This is a genomic window from Streptomyces sp. R44, from assembly GCF_041053105.1.
Taxonomy (GTDB): domain Bacteria; phylum Actinomycetota; class Actinomycetes; order Streptomycetales; family Streptomycetaceae; genus Streptomyces.
The window spans coordinates 7,764,800-7,777,647 of the sequence record NZ_CP163444.1; the positions used below are offsets into that span (position 1 = coordinate 7,764,800).

Genomic DNA, 12,848 nt, shown 5'->3' on the forward strand with positions numbered 1-12,848 from the left:
CGTTCCGGGCCTGCCGCCACGGACCGGGAAGCGGTCAGCGAATCTTCACGGTGGCGCAGGTGAACGTCGTGTCCTGGAGCAGCGCGGGAGCGACGGCGACGCCGGTCAGGTACTCGGCCAGAGCGAACGCCGCCGGCGAGGGCAGGTCCGTCTCCGCGTCCGCAGCGCGTTCACCAGGTACGCCAAGGCGACGGTGCTGCACCGGTGGTGCCGACGGTGAGCTGGGATCGTCACCAGGCGTCGAGGCCGGCGGGGGTGTGAAGTACGAAGTCAGGGCCAGCCGCGATCAGGTCGTCGATATCGGCGTATCCGTAGCTGATGGCGATGGCCCGAAGGCCGGCGGCACGTGCGTGGCGGACATCGCTGCCGGTGTCGCCGACGTACGCGGTTGCGCCGTGCTGACGGTGCAGGAGCCGGAGTTTGAGCTCCTTCCTGCCGTCCTCGTCCCGCGAGAGCAGCACACCTGGCATCGCGTTCGCGTCGAGGGACCGCTGCAGCAGGCGCTCGACCGCGATGCGGTGGCTGCCGGTGACGATGCCGTACCCGGGACCACGGCCGAGCTCGTCGAGGACGTCGGCGAGTTCGGGGATGACGCCGTGCGCCGACTCGTCCGCGGTGACGTCGGTCAACCGCGCGTGCCGCTGCCAGAACCGCTCGGCTGCCTCGTACGGGATCCAGCGGGTAAGCGACTGGCTCAGCACGCCCTGGTAGATGAGCGGTAGTTCGTGGGGGCCGGTGAGGTCAGGGAGCTCCCACAGCCCCATCTCCGTCCGTGCGGTCTGGTAGGCGCGCCAGGCCCGCTCACGCGAGTCGTGGAGGACGCCGTCCCGGTCGAAGACCAGTACTTCTCCCTCTCCTCTCTCAGTTGCACGAGGGGGACTCCGCACCAGGCCAGCATGTGGGGGTGGGGGAGCCAGGCGGCTAGCTTGACTCTGTCGGGGATCTTGGAGCTGTCGAGGTCAGGTGCCCAGGGTGCGCCAGGACTTTGGCCGGGGAATCTCGCGCTGGTCGAGGTAGTTCTGGAAGGCGGTCGGCCGGCGGGGAGAGGGTGCTTCCTCGGTCGGTGGGAGGCCGCTGAGGCGCTCGATGTTGATGGCGATGGCGGTCAGGACGTGCTGGACGTGGGTTTTGCTCTGTCCTCGGTAGCGGCAGTGGCGCATGCCGTGGCCGTGGGCGAACTCGTTGACTGTTCCTTCCACTCCGGAGCGGACCGCGTAGCGGGTCTTCCACTCGGGTGTCTGTTGCTCGGCACGGATACGGAGTTGCAGGTCGCGGAGTTCTCGCGGGGGAAAGCCGATGGTGCGGGTGCTTTCGCGGGAGGTGGTGCACTGTGCGCGGGCTGGGCAGGGCTGGCACTGGCTCTTGGTGAAACGTGCCACGATCAGCGGGGCCGCGGTGGGCGAGGAGGTCGGGTAGGGGTCGTGCCGGCCCTGGCTGACCTGTCCCTGGGGGCAGGTGACCTGTCGGCGGTCGTAGTCGATGTGGAAGTCGTCCCGGGCGAATCCCTCGCCTCGACGGTGCTGCCGGGTGGGGTTGCCCCGCAGCGGCCCGGAGATGGTGACCTGGTGGTCGCGTGCGGCTTGTTCCAGATGGGGCAGGGAGGTGTAGCCGGCGTCGACCAGGTGCTCGTCGGGCAGCAGGCCGCGGCGGTGCAGGCGGATGTGGATGCCGGGCAGGACGTTGCTGTCGTGGGTGGTGGACGCGGTGGTGGCCACGTCCGTGATCACGTTGGGGCCATCAGGAGCACACGTCTCCGTCAGATGGGCGGAGAACCCCTTCCAGCTGATGATGTGCCCGTGGCGGGCATAGCGGGCCGAGGTGTCGTAGGGGGAGACGATCGCCCGGGACGAGGGCGGCAGCCCGGGTCCGTCTTCGGTCTCGGCGGTGCGCCAGCGCAGGTGCCCTGCGGCGTCGCGGTGGTAGTTCTGCACCATGATCTGGCGCAGGGCCTGGACACGAGGGCCCGACGCGCGGTCCGCTCCGTGCCGGTAGAGGTGTTCCAGGAGCCGGGCGGCGTCGTTTCCGGTGGCGAGGATCCTGGTCTTGGGCTTGGTGGGGTTCTTGCCCAGCCGGACGGGGCGGCCGTAGCGGCGCCCCCAGTCCTCGTCGACGAGTTCGTCCAGCAGGTGCGGGGCGGTGCCGGCGGCCTCCTCCAGTGCGGCGCGGACCGCCTCGGTGACCGTCTCCAGCCGGGGTCAGGTCGCGGACCGCGGCCAGGACGTGGGTGGAGCCGGTGCGCTGGTGGTGCGCTCGCGCACCAGACCGGCTTCCTTCAGGCGGGCCAGCGCGAGGTCGAGGAGGCGGTCGGCGCGGTCGTCTTCGGTGAGACGGCTGCGGAAGTCGGCCAGCACGCTGTGGTGGAAACCGGGGTCATCCAGCTCCATGGCCATGGCGTACTTGAAGTCGATGCGGCAGCGGACCGCCTCGGCGGCCTGCCGGTCCGACATGCCGAGCACGAACTGCAGCACACAGACGGTGGCCAGCTGGGCGGGAGAGAGACCCGGACGCCCGTCCCGCGGATACCAGTCGGCGAAGTCCTCGTCACACCACAGCCCGTCCAGGCGGTCTCTCACCCACATCGCCGCCGTACCACCCGGGTTGCTCGCCCGCGCGATCTGCACGGTCAGAGGTGGGACTTGCTCACCGGAACGAGGACGGAGCGACAACGGACACCTCGACAACTGCATGGGCTCTCGGAACACCCCGAGCATGCCCACCGATCACTCCGGTGCACCGGGCAACTCCAAGATCCCCGACAGAGTCAAGTTAGGTGCGAGGCGCTGCTGACGGCTCCGTTCTCCCCAGATTCTCCCCAGCGCTTCCGGATCCCTAAAAAGGCCAGGTCAGAGGGCCTGTGCAGGGAGGGGCGAGGAGATTACCCGCATCACTTCTCCCCAAGGACTCCCCAGAGCCCGAAATAGGCGGTTTGTGGAGGGGTGCAGGAGTGAACCGTGCGCGCGGCATGAGTGCGGTTCATTGCTCTCTAGAGCCAGTCCCGCCGCTTGAGAATTACGTATAAACCGGTGCAATCAACCCCCATCAGGCCGATCGCGAACGGGTATCCGCCCGTCCAGTGCAGCTCCGGCATGCTGTCGAAGTTCATGCCGTAGATAGTTCCCGCGAGTGTGGGAACTAAGAGGATGGCGGCCCACGGGGAGATCTTCAAGAAGTCCTCGCCCGCGGGGCGCTGATCTGCGCAGATGGCCGTGTGAGGCTTGCTGACCTGCGAGTTTACTCATTCCCGGACCTTTCACTGTGACGTCATTTTGCGTGGTCGATTCTCCCCAGCCGCTCCCCAGCGGCGTTGATTCCCCCCCAGATCCTCCCCAAGAAATGCCGCATTATGAGGGTCGAGCTGCTGACAGTGCGGCCGTTCTTGCCTGCGAAGCCGACTACATAATGTGACCACCCTGGGGCCGGCGTTGGCGGAAGGGGGCCCGGGTCCAGGAGAGGAACAGACCACCGACACCTGGGGGATTCAAGGGGCGGACGGAGCCTCGTGGAATCCCACCGCATGCTCTGTTCCATCCGAGCCGCTCACGCCAGAATCAACGCGTCACGGACAGTCCTTCTACGATCATCAGGATCCACTGTCTCTGCGATCGCTGCGGTCTCCTCTGCTCGGGCCGTCGGCCGCAGCGGTCGCGTCCTCCCGACCTCTTGTCGGGGCGTCTTCTCGTCTCTACTGTGAACCTTCAAATCCCAGGGAACCCAGGCCCCTGGCTCTTTGAGGGATGGACTTTGAACGATCAAATTCTTGCGCGGGCGCCGGAGACCAGCAGGCGGGCCGCCCCCGGACCGGCCCCGGGACCGGCCTCCGAAACGGCCCCCGGTGCAGCCCTGGGTGGCGGTCCGACCGTCGGCTACCTCGACTACGCCCGCGTCGGTCCGCTCGCCCCGGAGGCGACCACCGCGCTCGCCGACGCGACCGCGCTGGCCGGTCGTTCCGGGCCCGCCGACCTCGACCGGCTCTTCGCCCGCAGCGACGCCGCCCGCGTCTCGGCGGCCCGGCTCCTCGATGCCAGGCCACACGAGATCGCGCTCGCCCCGTCCACCAGCAACGGCCTGATCACCGTGGCCGCCGCGCTGCGCGGGCCCGGCACCGTGCTCGTGCCCCGGGACGAGTTCCCCGCCAACGTCTACCCCTGGATCCGCTTCGCCGGCCGGGGCGGCCCCGACGTGCGTCTCGTCGAGCCGGACGGGTCGCGGCACATCTCGCCCGACCTGCTGCGCCGGCACCTCACCCCCGACGTCACCGCACTCACCGTCAGTGCAGTCGACTCGCTCACCGGTCATGTGGCGCCGCTCGCCGCCCTCAAGGAGATCCTCGGGCCGGAGCGACTGCTGGTCGTCGACGCGATCCAGGGTCTTGGGGCCGTCCCTCTCGACGTGGACGCCGCCGACATCCTCGTCAGCGGAGGCCAGAAGTGGCTACGAGCCGGCTGGGGCGCCGCGTTCCTGCTGATCCGCGACCGGTGCGCCGAGCGACTGGGGCCAGGCCTCGGCGGCTGGGCCGGCGTCACGGACCCCTTCGCGGCGCGGCACCCAGCACCGCCACTGTCGGGCGCGGCAGCGCACCTCGCCACCAACCCGGACTTCCCGGCCGCGGCGGCCATTGGCGCCGCCGTCGACGGTCTGCTCGAACGGGGCGGTCCCGCTGCGGCCGGCACCCGCATCCGGGCCACCCTCGCCGAGTTGCTCGACCGCGCGCGGCGGGCGGGTGCCGAGGTCCTGCTGGACGGACTGGGGGAGCGGGACCGTGCCGGCATCGGCACCTTCCGGCTCCCCGGTCACGACCCCCTCGCCGTCCACCAGGTCCTGGAAGCGGCCGGCGTGATCACCACGCGCCGCGGCGAGTGGATCCGGCTCTCGCCGCACGTCTCCACCCCGCCCTCCGCGGTGGACCTCTTCGCCGAAGCCCTGCACGCGCTCACCCGGCGCACGAGCCACCTCCGGACCAGCACAACGAGCACCAGCAGTACCAGCAGCGCGAGCAGAGCCGTCAACCCCGACACCCACGCCCATACCCCCCGTAGCCAGGAGCCGACATGTCCCACCACCTGAGCCGCCGCCAGATCCTCCACCTCGCCACCGCCTCCGCCGCCGGGCTCGGCCTGACCGCCTGCGGAGGCGGCGGTTCGGGCGCCGGCTCCGCAGGTGCCGACGGCGACAGCGGTCCCATCACGGTCTGGAGCTGGACCACCGCGGCCGAGGCCCTGCGCGGAGTCGTCCCGTCCTTCGAGCGCGACAACCCCGGCATCAAGGTCGACGTCCAGGATCTCGGCAACCCCGCCATCTGGGACAAGATCACCGTCGGTCTCGCCGCGGGCGGGAAGGGCCTCGGCGACGTCCTCCACATCGGCGTCGACTACCTGCCCGGCTACATGGAGAAGTTCCCCCAGGGCCTCGCCGACCTGTCGAGGCTCGGCGCCGACAAGCACAAGGACGCCTTCGTCGAGGGCCTGTGGCCGACCGTCATAGGCAAGGACAGAGCGGTCCACGCCCTGCCCTGGGAGGTCAACCCCCTCGGGCTCTTCTACCGGAGCGACTACTTCGAGAAGGCCGACGTCGACCCCGCCTCGATCACCAGCTGGGACGACCTGATCGCCGCAGGACCGAAGATCCGAGCCGCCACCGGCGCGCAGCTGATCGGCCTCGACAAGCCCGGCACCACCCAGGACATGGACTTCTTCCAGAATCTGATGCAGCTCCAGGGCGCCTTCTACTTCGACCACGAGGGCAAGGTCACGCTCGCCTCCCCGGAGGCGATCCAGGCCCTCACCGTCATCAAGCGGATCAACGACGCCGGCCTCATGGCCGACACCGCCGGCACGGGCACCGGGAAGCGCCTGCTCAGCCAGGGGAAGCTCGCCACCGCCCCGTACCCGGCCTGGGCCATCGAGTACCTGGCCACCAAGTTCCCGGCGCAGAGCGGGAAGTGGCGTGTCATGCAGCCGCCCGCCGCCGTGCCCGGCGGCAAGCGCAGCGTCATCGTGAACTCGACCTACCTGACCGTCTCCGCGACGAGCCCGCGCCGCAAGGCCGCCTGGCGCTTCATCGAGTACGCCCTCACCAAGCCGGCCGAGATCAACCGCATGTTCGCCTCCGGCGGCGTCTTCCCCGCCCTCAAGGCGGCTTACGAGGACCCGAAGTTCAGCGCGCCGAACCCCTTCTACGGCGGCCAGAAGGTGCTGCGTTCCTTCGTCGACTCGCTCGCCTCCGGGTCGGACGCGACCAACTTCACCGGCGACTACAGCCGTGCCCTGAAGCTCGCGAGCGACGCCCAGAGCCAAGTCCTCGTCAAGGGTGCCGACCCCGCCGAGGCGCTGAAGGCCGCGGCGAAGCAGCTCGCCCAGCAGACCGGCCGGCAGCAGGCGGCCTGACCATGTCCCTCGCACCTCCCGACCGAGCTCCCGACAGCGGGGCCGCGGCCACCGGAGGGGCCGGTGCCGGCACCGGCCCCTCGGGCCCCGCAAGCGTTCGTGACGACGCCGCCCGCGACAGCGCGACCTCCCGCGACGGGGCGCCTTCCCGTACCAGCGCGACTTCCCGTAAAGAGGCGACGCCCAGCAGCGAAGCGGCCGCCTACCCCGCCCGCCGCCCGAGCGCCGGCCCCGCCCGCCGCGGACTACTGACCCGGAGATCCTTCCCGTACTTCCTGATCATGCCCGCCGTCCTGGGCTTCGCCGTCTTCAAGGCGTACCCCATCGCCGCGTCGTTCTGGATCAGCCTCACCACCGGCAACGGCGATGCCACCCAGTTCTCCGGACTCGCCAACTACCTTCGGCTCGTGGCCGATCCGCTGTTCTGGACCGCGCTCCAGAACACGGCGCTCATCCTGGTCGTCCAGGTGCCGCTGATGCTGGGCCTCGCCCTGCTCGTCGCGCTCGGCCTCAACTCCACCAAGGTGTGGTTGCGGCCCCTCTGGCGGCTCGGCGTCTTCGTCCCGTCCCTGACCGGCCTGGTCGCGGCGGGCGTGATGTTCTCCGTGATCCTCAACCGCGACGCCGGCCTCATGAACTGGGTGCTCTCGCTCGTCGGCGTCGACCCGGTGAACTGGCTCGGCACCCCCTTCTGGGCCCGCGTCGGCGTCGTCCTCGTCATCACCTGGCACTACACCGGCTACAACGCGGTGATGTACCTCGCCGCACTCCAGGGAATCCCCAAGGAGTTGTACGAAGCGGCCATGGTCGACGGCGCGGGCCCCGTCCGCCGCTTCTTCGCCATCACGCTGCCCCAGATGCGGCCGATCCTGCTCCTCACTGTCGTGCTCTCCACGATCGGCACCCTGCAGCTCTTCGACGAGCCGTACGTCCTGACCGGCGGCGGCCCCGACAACTCCACCCTCACGGTCACCATGTACCTCTACAACAACGGCTTCAAGTACTTCGACTTCGGCTACGCCTCGGCCCTCGCCTACGCACTCGCGCTGATCGTCTCCGTCCTCGGGATCCTGCAGGTCCGCCTGATGGGAGAGCGCCGATGAAGATGCGCGGCCCCCTCCTCACCGTTCTGCTCGCGGGCGCCTTCGGGCTCTGCGTCGGCCCGTTCTACTGGCTCGCGATCGCCGCCACCCAGGACGACAAGGACGTGTTCTCCTGGCCGCCGAAGCTGGTGCCGGGCGGCCACCTCCTCGACAACCTCCAGGGGCTCCAGGACTCCGTCGGCCTCGCCCGCGTCCTGCTCAACACCTTCGTGGTGGCCGGCGTCCAGACCGTCGGGGCCGTCGTCGTCTCGGTCCTCGCCGGCTACGCCTTCGCCAAGTTCGACTTCCGCGGGCGCAACCTGTTCTTCGTCCTGCTGCTCAGCACCCTGGTCATCCCCGACACGGTGATGCTCATCCCGATCTTCCAGATGATGATGGAACTGGGCCTGATCGACACCTACCAGTCCATCATCCTGCCCGGTCTCGTCACCCCGTTCGGCATCTTCCTGATGCGGCAGGCACTGCGCTCCATGCCCGACGAACTCCTCGACGCCGCCCGCGTCGACGGCGCCGGCGAACTGCGGGTGCTGTGGCGGATCGTCGTCCCGGTCAACCGCCCGATCATCGCTGCCCTGGCCCTGTTCGTCTTCCTCGGCGGCTGGAACCAGTTCGTCTGGCCGCTGATCGCGCTGCGCAGCCCGGAGATGTACACGCTCCCGGTGGCCACGGCGACCCTCCAGGGCCTCTCGACCACGAACTACGCGCAGCTCCTGCTGGCCAGCGCCATCGCCGCGCTCCCCGTGATGGGCCTCTTCCTCGTCCTGCAACGCCAGTTCATCTCCGGCCTCCTGGCCGGGGCGACCAAGGAGTGACTCCCGTGACCACCGCACCGGACCCGACCGGACCTGACGCCACCACCCCGGACGCCACCGCCCCGAACGCGCCCGCCGCCATCGCCTCGGACACGCGCGCCCCGCACACGCCCACCGAGCAGCCCGTCCCCGCCTGGCGCCCCAACTCCGGAGGCAGCTCGGCCACCACTGGCACTCCCGCCACCCCCGCCGCCCCTCCAACCGTCGTCCACCGCCCCCCCCCACCCCCCTACTCACTCCACTCCACCGCACCCCGCTCACCGTCCACCTCACCGCCCTCGGCAGCGACCAGTGGCAGTCGACCGTCACCCAGGTCACCGACGGCGTGGCCCTGATCGAGGTCCGGGCGGCGGAGGCGGTCACCGTCCGCGCGGAATGGCGCGTCCCCTGCGTCGGAGCCACCGCCTACTGGACCCCCGACACCAACGCCAGCCGCTGGCTCCCGCCCTCCTGGATCGCCCCGCGAACGGTCTCCCTCGCCCTGGGTGCCCCCGTCGCCAGCCTCGTCGGCACCGACGACCGCGCCCTGTGCACCGCCGCGGCGGGCGAGACGGCCGCGCCCGTGCGCGTCGGCGCCGGTGTGGTGGAGGAGAGCGGCGAGTTCGCCTTCACCGTCGAGCAGGAACTCACCCCTGCCGGTACGCCGTTGCGCGTACGGATCGATCTCACCGGCCGGCACTTCGCCACCACCGTCCGGGCCGTCGCCGACTGGTGGGCCGAGGAGGCCGCGGACCACCCCGGCATCGCCCCCGCCGCACGGATGCCCGCCTATTCCACCTGGTACAGCCTCCACCAGAACGTCGACACCGCCACCGTCGAACGCCAGGCGGCCCTGGCCGCGGCCATCGGCTGCGAGAGCATCATCGTCGACGACGGCTGGCAGACCTCCGACCGTACGCGCGGCTACGGCCACTGCGGCGACTGGGATCCCAACCCGAAGGCCTTCCCCGACCTCGCCGCCCACGTCGCCGAGGTCCACCGCCTCGGCCTCTCCTACCTCCTCTGGTACGCGCTGCCGTTCATCGGCCGTCACAACGACGCCTGGGACCGCTTCAAGGGCCTGATCCTGCGGGAGGAGCCCCACCTGGACGCGGCCGTGCTCGACCCCCGCCACCCGGAGGTGCGCGCCTACCTGATCGACAAGGTCTCCCGCGCCGTCGAGGAGTGGGGGATGGACGGCGTGAAGATCGACTTCATCGACCGCTTCGCCGTCACCTGCCCCCCGCCCGCACCGGCCGGCGCCGACCACGCCGAGGTCCACGACGGCGTACGGCGGCTCGTCGCCGACCTCGACGCCCGGCTGCGCCGTACCCGGCCCGACGTGATCATCGAGCACCGCCAGCCGTACGTCAGCCCCGGCCTCTGGCCGTACGCCACCATGGTCCGCGCCACCGACTGCCCGCTCAGCCCCGCCGAGAACCGCCAGCGCACCGTCGACTGCCGCCTCACCGCGGGCCCGCTCGCCGTCCACGCCGACATGATCATGTGGCACTCCGCCGAGACACCGGAAGCGGTGGCCGTCCACCTCGTCAACGCCCTGTTCTCGGTCCCGCAGATCTCCGTGGACCTCGGCGCCCAGACCGAGGACCAGCTGTCGACCCTACGCTTCTGGCTGGACGTCTTCCGCCGCCACGCCGACGTCCTCCAGCAAGGCGCCCTGGAACCCGAGCGCCCCGACCTCGGCTACCCGCTGGTCCGCGCCCACGACGCCCGTACGACGGTGATCGCGCGCTACGCACCGCTGCCGGTCACCCTGCCGCCCCGACAGCCGCTGACCACCCCGCAGACCGTCCTCGTGGCCAACGCGGACAGCGACGCCGTCGTCCTGATCGGCGTCACCGAGCCCGAACGGGCCCTCGCCCTCGTCCAGGGCTGCCGTGGTGAGATCCTGTCCGAGACCGTCCTCGACCTCGTCGCCGGCGTGAACCCGGTGCACGTGCCGACGGGCGGCCTGCTCACCCTGACCCGCGAGGACTGAACGGGACGACGGACGGTGGGTCGGGGCGGCCGTACACCGCCCCAACCCACCGCCCACAGCCACAGCCACAGAGGAACGATGACCGCTCAACAGGTGACCATCGAGGACGTCGCACGGGCGGCGGGAGTTTCCCGCCAGACCGTCTCGAACGCCCTCAACGCCCCCCACCGGCTGCGCGCGACCACGCTCGCCAGGGTCACCGCCGCCATCGAGGAGCTCGGCTACCAGCCGGACCAGTCCGCTCGCAGCCTGCGCACCGGCACCCGCAAGGTCATCGGCTATCCCGCACCCGCCGACAACCCCGCCGACCCGAACCCCCTGATGGGCGGCTTCCTCCAGGCGCTCGTCAGCGCCGCCGACGCCGTGGGCCACCGTGTCCTGCTGTTCCGCTGCGACCCCCAGCAGGGCTCCGGGGCGGTCGCCAAGTCCTTCAACGGACTGATCGCCGCCCGCCAGATCGACGGCTTCGTCCTCTCCGACGTCGTCCACGACGACCCCCGGGTCGACGTGCTCACCGAGGCGGGGTTCCCGTTCGTCGCCTTCGGCCGTACGGCACCCGGGCGCCCGCAGAACTGGGTCGACATCGACTCCGCCGCGGCCACCGCCCAGCTGGTCCACACGTTGCTCGGCCAGGGGCACCGCCGGATCTGTTACGTCAACTCCGCAGCGTCCCTGCCCTGGCTCGCCGACCGCAGGGCCGGCCTGCTCCAGGCCGCGGCGGCCGCTCCCGACGGAGCCTTCGAGGTCAGCGTCCCCGAAGACGACCCGGCCGCGCTCTCCCAGGCGATCCAGCGGCTGCTGGTCGGCCCCGCCCGCCCGACGGCCCTGGTCTGCGCGAGCGACTGGCTCGCCCTGACCGCATATCAGGCCGTCCGAGTGGCCGGCCTCACCGTGGGCACCGACGTCGCCGTCACCGGCTTCAACGACATGCCCCTGTGCACCCTGCTCCAGCCCACTCTCACCAGCGTCCGGCTGCCCCTGGCCACGATCGCGCACGCGCTCGTCGACCGCCTGATCACCGTGGTCGAGGGCACCACCCCCACACCGACGACCGGACTCCTGCTCCCGGCGGAGACGGTCATGCGGGACAGCACGCCGATGAAGCTTCCCCTTGATCGCGGACATCTGGAGACTGGGACTTGAGGTTCCAGAGGAAGTAGCACCAGGTGGGAAGCAAGTACACGAAGCGGTACACCAGCCACTTTCCCCGCCGTAGGAGCGGTTACATGAGGCGGGACATCAGCCTTATCGGCTGGTTTAGCCCTGAGTTGGAGTTTCTTGAGCAGATTGCTGCTGGTGCACGAGCTCGACTTTGTCCCGGAACGGAGGCTTCTCACATCGCCTCCTCCAGGGCGCGTCTGAACTCCTGTGCAGAGGGGGTGACGCCCTCGCGTGGATCCTCCACCGCGAGGATGTCGTCGATCAGTGCGGCCAGTCCGGTCGGGAGTGCAGCGTTCCTCTTGCGGATCGGCACTGCGGGCTCACGCAGGACCACACGAAGGGGATCGGTACCTTCTGGGAAGTCCCGGGGGGTGCTGCGGGTGAGAGCCCAGTACAGACATGCCGCCGAGGCCCATACGTCCACGGCGGGCGTGGCGTACTTATAGTTCACCATCTGGGCCCGTGGCATGAAGGCGACGCTGCCGCCCACCGCCCCGCTGCGGGTGTAGTCCGACAGCCCCGCGTGTTCGAAGGCCTTGGCGAGCCCGAAATCCGCGATCTTCACCCCGGGGGTGGGTCCTGCGCCGGACAGCAGGACGTTCTGTGGCTTGATGTCCCGGTGCACGAGGCCCCGCGCGGGAGCCGTGGTGCCGTCACTGAGGCGCACCGCGGGCAGGGGGGCGCTGTGGGCGTACGCGAGGCCGTCGAGGACCTGGCGTATCAGGGCGATGGCGACGGCGGGGGTCAGGGTCCCGTCCTGTTCGATCACCCGTTGGGCGAGGTTTCCGCCTTCGCAGTACTCACAGGCGAAGTAGAGCAGCGTTCTGGTGGAGCCGGCGTCGCGGAATCGCACCAGGTTCGGATGCTGGAGCACTCTGGTGTTCTTGATCTCGCGCAGGAAGCCGTTCACCGCCTCCGGGTGGATAGCCACCTCGGGCCGGAGCACCTTCAAGGCAAGTGACTCGCCGGAGTCCTGCTGCCGCGCGAGGTAGACGATTCCCTGTGCGCCCCTGCCGATTTCCCGCACGATGGTGTAACCGTCGATCTGTTCGTCAGCGTCACCGTCGGCCGGGGCGGGTAAGCCGTCATCAATTGAGGACACGCGCAGCAGCAAGGTGCCGACTCGTATCTCGTCCCCGTCGGCCAAGTCGTGTGCCCGGGAGCCGGGACCGTCGATCCTGACACCGTTGACGTAGGTGCCGTTCCGGCTCCCGAGGTCGCGTACCCGCACCGTCGGCGGGTCGATGTCGAACGCGCAGTGATGGCGCGATACTTGCCTCTGGTCCGCGGATGCCACGATGGCGCAGTCGGCGGCGCGGCCGACGATGGCGGTGCCTCGCTCGCCATACGAGAACGTCGTGGATTGCGCGCCGACGACGGCCACGCTCAGCCGTACCTCCGCTGCCATGCC

General features: G+C 70.1%; 11 protein-coding genes and 1 pseudogene. 6 read left to right on the top strand and 6 right to left on the bottom strand.

All coding sequences use genetic code 11. From position 1 onward, the window contains the following. Positions 1 to 34: 34 nt before the first annotated feature. From AB5J54_RS36060 to AB5J54_RS36080, 5 genes and pseudogenes are all read right to left on the bottom strand, one after another. Positions 35 to 202 (bottom strand): DUF6461 domain-containing protein, encoded by a 168-nt coding sequence (locus AB5J54_RS36060; protein ID WP_369148139.1) that lies wholly within the window; start codon positions 200 to 202, stop codon positions 35 to 37. A gap of 28 nt (positions 203 to 230) precedes the next feature. Next, positions 231 to 887, bottom strand: a complete 657-nt coding sequence (locus AB5J54_RS36065) for an HAD family hydrolase (RefSeq protein ID WP_369148140.1) — start codon at positions 885 to 887, stop codon at positions 231 to 233. A gap of 72 nt (positions 888 to 959) precedes the next feature. Further along, entirely contained in the window at positions 960 to 1,934 is a 975-nt protein-coding gene (locus AB5J54_RS36070) for a transposase (protein WP_369148141.1), read from the bottom strand. 261 nt (positions 1,935 to 2,195) lie between these two features. Continuing rightward, a complete protein-coding gene (locus AB5J54_RS36075) occupies positions 2,196 to 2,621 on the bottom strand; it encodes a transposase (RefSeq protein ID WP_369148142.1) in 426 nt (141 codons plus the stop codon). Between the two features lie 362 nt (positions 2,622 to 2,983). Next, positions 2,984 to 3,175 (bottom strand): annotated as a pseudogene (locus AB5J54_RS36080) (CorA family divalent cation transporter); the annotation flags it as partial. A gap of 566 nt (positions 3,176 to 3,741) precedes the next feature. On the opposite strand from AB5J54_RS36080, the gene AB5J54_RS36085 reads away from it, so the two are divergent. The 6 genes from AB5J54_RS36085 (at position 3,742) to AB5J54_RS36110 (ending at position 11,419) form a co-directional block, all read left to right on the top strand. Then, positions 3,742 to 5,064: an aminotransferase class V-fold PLP-dependent enzyme gene (locus tag AB5J54_RS36085; RefSeq protein WP_369148143.1), complete on the top strand. Its 1,323-nt coding sequence runs from the start codon at positions 3,742 to 3,744 to the stop codon at positions 5,062 to 5,064. Continuing rightward, positions 5,049 to 6,383 (top strand): ABC transporter substrate-binding protein, encoded by a 1,335-nt coding sequence (locus AB5J54_RS36090; RefSeq protein WP_369148144.1) that lies wholly within the window; start codon positions 5,049 to 5,051, stop codon positions 6,381 to 6,383. The genes AB5J54_RS36085 and AB5J54_RS36090 overlap by 16 nt, the downstream gene beginning before the upstream one ends. 281 nt (positions 6,384 to 6,664) lie before the next feature. Continuing rightward, the gene (locus tag AB5J54_RS36095; protein WP_369148145.1) at positions 6,665 to 7,486 is read left to right on the top strand and encodes a carbohydrate ABC transporter permease; all 822 of its coding nucleotides are present in this window, start codon (positions 6,665 to 6,667) and stop codon (positions 7,484 to 7,486) included. After that, a complete protein-coding gene (locus AB5J54_RS36100) occupies positions 7,483 to 8,298 on the top strand; it encodes a carbohydrate ABC transporter permease (RefSeq protein ID WP_369148146.1) in 816 nt (271 codons plus the stop codon). Before AB5J54_RS36095 ends, AB5J54_RS36100 begins: the two co-directional genes overlap by 4 nt. A gap of 325 nt (positions 8,299 to 8,623) precedes the next feature. Continuing rightward, on the top strand, positions 8,624 to 10,276 hold the full coding sequence (locus tag AB5J54_RS36105) for a glycoside hydrolase family 36 protein (protein WP_369148147.1): 1,653 nt from the start codon (positions 8,624 to 8,626) through the stop codon (positions 10,274 to 10,276). A 78-nt stretch (positions 10,277 to 10,354) separates the two neighbouring features. Next, positions 10,355 to 11,419 (top strand): LacI family DNA-binding transcriptional regulator, encoded by a 1,065-nt coding sequence (locus AB5J54_RS36110; protein WP_369148148.1) that lies wholly within the window; start codon positions 10,355 to 10,357, stop codon positions 11,417 to 11,419. A 190-nt stretch (positions 11,420 to 11,609) separates the two neighbouring features. Here AB5J54_RS36110 and AB5J54_RS36115 read toward each other — a convergent pair whose 3' ends face one another. Beyond that, positions 11,610 to 12,845, bottom strand: coding sequence for a protein kinase (locus AB5J54_RS36115; RefSeq protein ID WP_369148149.1), 1,236 nt, complete (start codon positions 12,843 to 12,845; stop codon positions 11,610 to 11,612). Positions 12,846 to 12,848 lie beyond the last annotated feature (3 nt).